This window comes from Ancylomarina sp. (assembly GCF_041555295.1).
GTDB lineage: Bacteria > Bacteroidota > Bacteroidia > Bacteroidales > Marinifilaceae > Ancylomarina.
In genome coordinates this window covers 1-8,338 of record NZ_JBFFKR010000151.1, presented here as the reverse complement: position 1 = coordinate 8,338, position 8,338 = coordinate 1, and the positions used below count along the sequence as shown (strand labels likewise).

7 protein-coding genes and 1 pseudogene are annotated in these 8,338 nt (G+C 35.8%); 2 read left to right on the top strand and 6 right to left on the bottom strand.

Features of this window, described 5'->3' with window-relative positions:
• The 5 genes from ABY905_RS11020 to ABY905_RS11000 all read right to left on the bottom strand — a co-directional run.
• The coding region (locus ABY905_RS11020; protein ID WP_372643673.1) for a DUF6261 family protein at positions 1-599 on the bottom strand (599 nt) is incomplete at its 3' end.
• 698 nt (positions 600-1,297) lie between these two features.
• The gene (locus ABY905_RS11015) at positions 1,298-2,800 is read right to left on the bottom strand and encodes a serine hydrolase (protein WP_372643670.1); all 1,503 of its coding nucleotides are present in this window, start codon (positions 2,798-2,800) and stop codon (positions 1,298-1,300) included.
• Positions 2,801-3,228: 428 nt separating this feature from the next.
• Positions 3,229-3,711, bottom strand: coding sequence for a hypothetical protein (locus ABY905_RS11010; protein ID WP_372643666.1), 483 nt, complete (start codon positions 3,709-3,711; stop codon positions 3,229-3,231).
• Between the two features lie 286 nt (positions 3,712-3,997).
• The gene (locus ABY905_RS11005) at positions 3,998-4,456 is read right to left on the bottom strand and encodes a DUF1456 family protein (protein WP_372643663.1); all 459 of its coding nucleotides are present in this window, start codon (positions 4,454-4,456) and stop codon (positions 3,998-4,000) included.
• Positions 4,457-4,646: 190 nt separating this feature from the next.
• The gene (locus ABY905_RS11000; RefSeq protein WP_372643660.1) at positions 4,647-6,143 is read right to left on the bottom strand and encodes an IMP dehydrogenase; all 1,497 of its coding nucleotides are present in this window, start codon (positions 6,141-6,143) and stop codon (positions 4,647-4,649) included.
• A gap of 350 nt (positions 6,144-6,493) precedes the next feature.
• On the opposite strand from ABY905_RS11000, the gene ABY905_RS10995 reads away from it, so the two are divergent.
• A complete protein-coding gene (locus ABY905_RS10995) occupies positions 6,494-7,042 on the top strand; it encodes a fused DSP-PTPase phosphatase/NAD kinase-like protein (RefSeq protein WP_372643658.1) in 549 nt (182 codons plus the stop codon).
• 376 nt (positions 7,043-7,418) lie between these two features.
• Positions 7,419-7,796 (top strand): hypothetical protein, encoded by a 378-nt coding sequence (locus tag ABY905_RS10990; protein WP_372643655.1) that lies wholly within the window; start codon positions 7,419-7,421, stop codon positions 7,794-7,796.
• Between the two features lie 298 nt (positions 7,797-8,094).
• Here the strand turns inward: ABY905_RS10990 and ABY905_RS10985 are convergent.
• Positions 8,095-8,338 (bottom strand): annotated as a pseudogene (locus tag ABY905_RS10985) (hypothetical protein); the annotation flags it as partial.

The following is an 8,338-nucleotide window of genomic DNA, read 5'->3' as shown; positions in this document are numbered from 1 at the left end:
GCCATAGCTCCCACATAAGAACATAAATCGTTGTTTATAACACATCTCAATTCTTTAGCTACCACTGAGGCCGACTTGCTATTTTCTCTTTCTGATAGATTGATCAGATGGATACCTGCTGATTGATCGAAAGCAGCCTGTGAACCTTCCAAATTAGCAATCAAGCCATCCAAATCGGGTACAGCATTTCTTGCCTCCACCAAATCAGTGGCCTTTAGGTCCTTTATTAAGGCACGCACCTCGGCACTTTCGTTGGTATAACTGCTAGCCGTAATTTTCATACCATAACGGTCTAAAGTAGACTGAAGTCGCAATGCCTTTGCCTGATCGTTGCTCTCGCGACGAATACATTTGGCTTCTACCTCATAAAAAATAGCCCGCACATCCAAATCTCGGGCTCTATCTTTTTCTTCGAGTTCACTTTCAATCCAACCTGTTCTTATCTTCCCAAACAACTCATCAGTTTTAGCTGACAACAAGTCGAAAGTGATCGTAAAAAAAGCATCCTCGGTAATCGCATTTTTCTCGTTAATATCAATAATACCCTGCCCTACTTCGGCCGTGTCTTTGATATTAGAGTTAGTCGTTACTTTATTCATATTTATAATGTTAATTTCTAACAAACACACTAAGCTATAGGAAAGATAAATAAAAAACAAACCTTTGTTTGTTTTTTATGATATATCGAAATAAAGTTAGATCCTATACATCAGCACAATCGAGTACTTTAGCAATTATAAATAACCACTCGCAAAATTGAAAAAACCATGAAACATCAATAAACATAAAGCTTCTACAATAAAACAACACAACATTAATATGATCAGTTAGGATAAATCTTTCTACAAATAAGCTATTCGAGGCTCGAATGAGACGACCTTTTGCTTGGGCGAGCTATTCGAAGCTCGAATGAGCGAACTTTTTACTTGGGCAATCTATTCGAAGACTCGGATGAGCGAACTCTTTGCTTGGGCAAGCTATTCGAAGCTCGGATGAGCGAACTCTTTGCTTGGGCAAGCTATTCGAAGCTCGAATGAGCTAACCTTTTGCTTGGGCAAGCTATTCGAAGCTCGAATGAGCGAACTTTTTACTTGGGCGAGCTATTCGAGGCTCGAATGAGTCAATATTTTGAAAAATTGGGATTTCTAATTTAGAATTAGCTCCTTTTTTCGGACGGAGTTATTTCCCTTTGGGATGATGGGAAAGTTTGGCTAGGGGGAAATAACAAAGCCAAGCTTGTGGGCTTGGCTTATTTATTTTACGCTTGATGTATGCTTAGTTGCGGTTTTGTGAGCTTTTATTGAATTAATTTTTCAATTTTATCAATCATTTCACTGGCAGCTTTGTTTTTTGGATTTAACTCCAAAGATATCTTGTAGTTTTTTAGAGCTAATTCATATTCCTTATTTATAAAATAGGCTTCACCAAGACTATCGTAAGGGTTCGGTAATTTCGGAAATTCGGAAACCAATAATGTAAATATTTTTATTGCTTCTTTTACTTTGTTTTTTGATAATAGTGCATATCCAAGATTGTTCAATGCATTTTGATTTCCAAAATCATATGCATCTATATTGTCTTTCTTTAGTTGATGATATAAAGCAATCCCTTTATCTACATTTTGCATTGTTTTAGCTCTAATTTCCTTTTCAATTGATTTTTTTCCATTCGGTTTTAAATCATTCGCAAATCTCATTGCGGCACGATGAAGTAAGTCGCCTGTATGTTTTTCACTAGAGTTTGTGATGATAGATACAGCCATATTGTATGCGGGGTAAACATAAAATACGTTTTGCATACCTATTGCTCCTCCATGATGGCTATAATGGATAGTTCCATCGCTATTATTTCCTATATTCCAATAATAACCTAATGAAAAATTTGAATGAACAGTAAAGTTAAGTCTGTGAGATTCTAATATAGTTGCGTTGGTTGTATCTAACTGTAGCCTCATATATTTGATAAGGTCGGCAGTTGTAGATTTTATTGCCCCTTCAGCTCCCCATGTTGGTATAGGAAAGAAAGGCATCAGCTGTCCGTTACTATAGCCGTTGGCTAATCGACTCTGTTCATTTTCAGATAGCCTTATCTTTGTACTGGTCATCCCATTTTTTATGAATATGAAATCATTGAGTAATTCATCGAATGATTTTTGATACACATTTTCAAGAATATGGGCCATTAAGTTGGGAGCTAGATTGTTGTACTCGTAAATGACACCAGGGATCGTATCAAGCACAGCATTTTTCAATTGTCCGAAAAACTTTTCCTCATTATAATTCTTTCCAATTTCCAGAATTTTTAGAAAGACATTGTCGCCTCCTTTTTTGAACGCATCTTCAAAACCTGTCCAATTAGCGGGCAAGCGACTTGTATGCGTCACTAGGTCTTTAATCGTGATGACTTTATTTTTATATTGAAAATTTGGATAATCATCCTTCAAATATTTTCGAATATCGTCATCTAAACTTAACTTTCCATCCACCACAGCTTGAGCAACCAAGGTTCCTGTCATGGTTTTAGTTACCGATGCAATTTCATATATCGTTTCATCACTCGGAGGATTTCCTTTTCCGGCATCCAACTCGCCATAATGAGAAGTATATGCTATACCGTCCTTTAAAATACCTATGGATACAGAAGTAATGGTTGAGTCACTTAGTAAGGATTGAGCGTTTACATTCATAGAAGTTTGAACAATAGCTGTTTTCGCAATGGCCTCTTTCTCTATGTTCTTTCGATTATTAGTACACGAAATACTAGTCAAGACAACTAGTAAAAATGGGATTAAGTATTTCATTTATTTAGATTGAATTAATTTATATCAATGAGACGACTAAATTTACCTTTGGGTTACAGTGTGTTTCAAATTTCTATATAGTTGATGTGAAAACACAAATTTAATTATGCCTGCAAGTGTATATAAAATAGATAATCTCTTTCTCGTTACCCTCTAAGGGCTAAGCTTTTTGTTCATGACACAATACATCCCATATTAACATGTATTGTGCACTTTCTTATTTTCAAGATAAAACTTACAAACTATAAATGCTTCACGAAATAAACAAAAAGAAAAAAGCCACTCTCCGTAGAGAATAGCTTGCTGGTCCCGACTCGTCGGGATTAATTGTACTATCCCGTCCCGACACATAAGCGCCCATGAAATTCAGCTTTTGCTGTGTGGAGCTTTTCTATGTCGTTTACTGGATTATCTTTTTGAATTCAAAATTACTCTCTTAACAGATAAGACATATTCATCATTTCAACTTTTCCATTGACCCAAACCTCACGATGGAAAATATATTTATCATTCATTGTATAAAGTCTAAACCTATACTCTTTATCTTCAAAATATCCTTTCATAGAGTAAACATTTCCTTCACATATTCCTGAGGCTTTAAAATCACCTTGCCGAGTTGTAACTATATTATTTTTAACCACTAGAATCATATCGCGTGTCAAATCCTTACCATCCTTGTAATTGTAGGCTGTTATCGTTATAGTTGAATCGTTTTTGATGCTCATTTTTTCTTTATAATCCTCCTTACTAATCGAGCTACTATCAGAAACTAAAATGCTGTAATTATGCCATTTTCCCTCAAGAAATTTCACCAATTGATTGGCATTTTGATTACTATTTTGGGCTAATGAAGTACTTAATGACATCACCATAATTGCACTACTTAAAATTATTATTTTTCTTAAATTCATTTTTGTATAAATTATTTATATGTTATTATGTTTTTTCAAATTAAGCACAACGTATGTGTATATCGCATGAGTGGACTTTACAATACCCTATCGGGTGGCTAAGTCACCTCAATATTTTTCTGTCCCCGAATCTACAAAACAATAAGAGTTTAACAAAAAAAATAATAAGAAATAAACAAGCCACTCTCCGTAGAGAATGGCTTGCTGGTTTTATGGGGAAATTGTAAGATGTCGTATTTGTGTGTTGTTCAAATTATGACTTCTGTCTTATGGCATGTTGGTCTAACTATTTCTTGTATTTCTTTTGCAATGCATTAAGAAAATATCTTAGGTACTGATCCAAAAAGTCCCGATAGGATTTATGATCAGGGTTACGGAAAAAAGCACTCAACTCATGTTTGCTTAATTTTTTATCTATTGAGGCAAACAGATCTAAGATGTCATCTGATTTCAAGTCCAATGCAATTTTTAGTTTCTTAAGGATCATATTATTGCTTAAAAAATCTTCAGCCTCTGGTAGAGGACCTTCTCTTTTTCCGCGTTTTTCAATGATCAATCCGTTAAGAAAAGTGGCCAGTTCTTTATCTGTGATTTCTATTAATAAAGGGTCATCCTCTTTTTTTAACCAGTCACTCAAATCCGCTCTACTGACATCGTGATTGACTAATTTAAAAATCGCAATCATTTGGGAATCGCTAAAATCGAACACGTAGCGGACACGTCGTAATATATCATTATTGGTCATATTGTCTTTTATTTAATTCTCACTTCATTCATAATTTTGATTTTCCTAATCTAACTCCCTTGCTAATTGCGCGGCAGCGGCGCTAATATACTCCTATTATATTCAGGGCATTGATCTGTTGGAAAGATAACAAGAAGAAAAAAGGCCAAGCAAAAAGCTTGGCCTCGGAATATATTTAAACTTAAATTGTTTAGTTCTTCGTGTCTTTAACCATTACATCGTGAGCACCACCTTCAATAATACTTGTAGATGAAACCAATGTAATTTGAACCTCAGATTGTAATTCAGCAATAGTAGTTACACCACAGCTACACATGGTCGATTTAATTTTACCTGTGGTTACATCTAAATTATCTTTTAATTTACCTGCGTAAGGAACAAAACTATCTACACCTTCTTCAAACTTCAGGCTGTCCTTACCTCCCATATCATATCGTTGCCAGTTTCTTGCTCTGTTCGAACCTTCACCCCAATATTCTTTCACATAATTGTTTCCGATTAATAATTTTCTGGTAGGACTCTCATCAAAACGAGCAAAATATCTTCCCATCATCATAAAATCTGCTCCCATCGATAAAGCAAGAGTCATGTGATAATCTTTAACAATTCCACCATCGGAACAGATTGGAATATACTCCCCTGTCTTCTTAAAATATTCATCACGAGCTTCAGCAACTTCAATTAAAGCCGTTGCCTGACCTCTACCAATACCTTTTTGTTCTCTGGTGATACAAATAGATCCTCCGCCTACTCCAACTTTAATAAAATCGGCACCGGCCTCAGCAAGATATAGAAAACCAGCTTTATCAACCACGTTTCCTGCTCCAATAGCTACCTTATCTTTGTAATTTTTCTTTATATATTCGATAGTAATTTTCTGCCATTCCGAAAATCCATCAGACGAATCGATACACAAAACGTCAACACCAGCTTCAACCAAGGCAGGTACACGCTCTTCAAAATCACGAGTATTAATACCTGCACCAACAATTAGTCTTTTCTGATCATCTAATAATTCACTCTGATATTCTTTGTGATTATCGTAGTCTTTTCTGAAAACAAAGTATTTCAGATTTTGATTTTTATCGATAATAGGCAAAGTATTTAGCTTATGATCCCAAATAATATCATTTGCATCGCCTAGAGAAACTCCAAGCTGACCAACTACAAGATCTTCAATAGGTGTCATAAACTCTTTCACCTTTTTATCCAGACTATCCTTGCTTAATCGATAATCGCGACCAGTAACAATACCTAAAAATTTTCCATTTGGAGATCCATCACTTGTTACACCAATAGTTGAAAATCCGGTCTTCTCTTTCAAGTCGATAATATCCTGTAAAGTTTGTTCTTGAGTAATATTAGCACGACTCTCTACAAAACCCGCTTTGTGCTTTTTTACTTTCTTAACCATTTTGGCCTGCTCCTCAATTGACTGCGAGCCGAAAATAAACGATACACCACCCTCTTTTGCCAAAGCAATTGCCATTCCATCGTCAGAAACAGATTGCATGATAGCAGATACAAAAGGTGTTTTTAGGTTGATCTTTGATGATTCTCCTTTTTTAAATTTAACTAAAGGAGACATCAAATTTACTTTGTCAGGAGTGCAATCTACCGTGGTTAAACCAGGAATTATCAGATACTCATTAAAAGTTCTCGAAACTTCATTAATAATCTTAGCCATAGTTGTTCAGTCGTTATTCAATGGTTGCTCAAATAAAAAATTTCACGAAGGTATGAAAAAATATCTAGTCTCTATTAAATCAAAGTAGATGAAATGTTCAAACAAGCTAATTTTATCGCATATGCCCTCTAAGGATTCTCTGGATCAGAATTCCCCAATCCCATTATCTAGTTGACTAGCAACTGGTAAATTGGACTTCACCCTAATGTAGATACCTGTCGCTGATTTGTAATACGTCTCTGTTCTCTAAAATTTGATTTTGTGAAGAGTTCTCCCTTGCCTGGGATTAATATTTTTGCGAAGTTTGGCCTCGTTCAGAAAGAACAGTACAAACACAAACAATAAACAAGATGAGAACACCTATTATCGCTCTGATGCTAAGCCTTCTTTTGGCATTTAGCTCTCAGGCTAAAAACAAAACAGTAAAAACGGATTCTGTTGAAATGATCAAAGATTTTAATGGAGCCTTTAAATATCAAAACTATTATTTAAGTGCACAGCCAAGTTTGGAAGCCTTACGTTGGTACAAATCACAAGGAGCCAGCACAATTATAAACCTGCGTACAGAAAAAGAGAATAAGGATTTTGCCGCTTATGCCTTTAACGAGGAGAATATGGCCAAAGAATTAGGTTTAGACTACCACTGCTTACCCATAGGTGGCGCTAAAGATTATACCCCAGAAAATTTAGAGGCATTTGCAAAATTAATCGAAGGAGACAAAAAGCTATTGATACATTGCCGCAGCGCAGGCAGGGTTACAAATATTTTTATGGCTCATCTAATTAAACACAAAGGCTATTCGGCAAACGAGGCAGCCAAAGTAGGTCGTAGCCTTAAATTCTCGCTGCCTTTGGAACAAATGCTTGACAGTGAAATCAGCTTGGAGATGGTGAACTAGTATCACATCCATTATAAATACAAAAGGCTGAGTGGGTAGCTCAGCCTTTTGTATATTCTAAAATTAAGCTTTCAGATTAGATTTAGTTATTCAAAAGTAATACTGTTCTAATAAATTGGTTTTTCCCTCGCTGCCGAACGACTAGCGAGAGCGCAATTACTCTTTAAAAAAAACATTCCCTTTAGAGAATGGCTAGTTGGTTTTAAGGGATGGTGATAAATTTTGAAGCTGTTTTTCTTGCAAAACCTCTTCACATAACACTTTTCCAGCTTTTGAATTTATCGTGTATTATGGCACTATTGCTTACTTCTGCATTCATATAATTACTTGACTTTCTTTGTAATATTGGCTAATTTTAAGTAAATATATAGAGATTATGAAAAAGAAGTTATTAATTGGATTAGGATTAGTAGTGATGCTCTTGTTGGCCTTTCCATTTGGTATGATTTTCGCATTGGCATTTTGGATATATTTGGGAGTGATGTATAGGAAAACGAAGCGTATTTTCCACGAAGAAATTGAACCAGGATTAGCTAAAAAGCAATTGAAAAGATTGAAAATATTAATTATAGCAGCTGGAATATCGTTCGCTATTGCTATTGTAGGTATAATTATGCACAATGTGCAATCAGGCCTGTCAGAAACTGAAGAATCTCTCTATTTTTTCATTGGAATAGTCGCTTCGTACTTATTTATTTTGGCATCTGCAGGTGGTCTGGTTATATTTATCGAAGGAAGACGAAAACCAATATAGTTCTTAACAATAGAAAAAAAATTCTCACTTCATTCATAATTTGCCATTTCCTAAACGCTGAATACCATGGCTCTTTACCACAGCACCTTTAGGTGGTTTATTCATATAAATAATTACATAAATAGGTATTCATTGTCTCACTTCGTTCGGCTGATGCCCTTTCCTGTAAAACGACACCGGTGGGTCATCCGCCTAAGGCGGATTACACCATCTCAAATAAAGCATGCAATACAATTATATGCCGATGTGCTGCTTCTTGGCACACTAAGTTGCGTGGCTATACAAACCTAAGGGATAACTATCGGGAAACTCCCCGCTTCGCATCCAGTTTACCCCTATCCCCCAAATCCGTCTCCGAAAGCGAGGGCAAAAAACTAACATTCTTCTCCCGGTACAGCTCTAAACTCTTTAATATACTATCGAGCAACTTAATGGAATCCAAAATAAAAGGCCCCTTATTCAACATCACGCAATCAGCTTGTTGGGCTTCCACCACATCTGTAATTTCTGCCCTCGAAGGGACACCTCGTTTCGCCAGATTC

Coding starts and splice junctions, on each gene's coding strand:
- ABY905_RS11015 (WP_372643670.1), bottom strand. CDS start 2,800: ATGAAATACTTAATCCCATTTTTACTAGTTGTCTTGACTAGTATTTCG.
- ABY905_RS11010 (WP_372643666.1), bottom strand. CDS start 3,711: ATGAATTTAAGAAAAATAATAATTTTAAGTAGTGCAATTATGGTGATG.
- ABY905_RS11005 (WP_372643663.1), bottom strand. CDS start 4,456: ATGACCAATAATGATATATTACGACGTGTCCGCTACGTGTTCGATTTT.
- ABY905_RS11000 (WP_372643660.1), bottom strand. CDS start 6,143: ATGGCTAAGATTATTAATGAAGTTTCGAGAACTTTTAATGAGTATCTG.
- ABY905_RS10995 (WP_372643658.1), top strand. CDS start 6,494: ATGAGAACACCTATTATCGCTCTGATGCTAAGCCTTCTTTTGGCATTT.
- ABY905_RS10990 (WP_372643655.1), top strand. CDS start 7,419: ATGAAAAAGAAGTTATTAATTGGATTAGGATTAGTAGTGATGCTCTTG.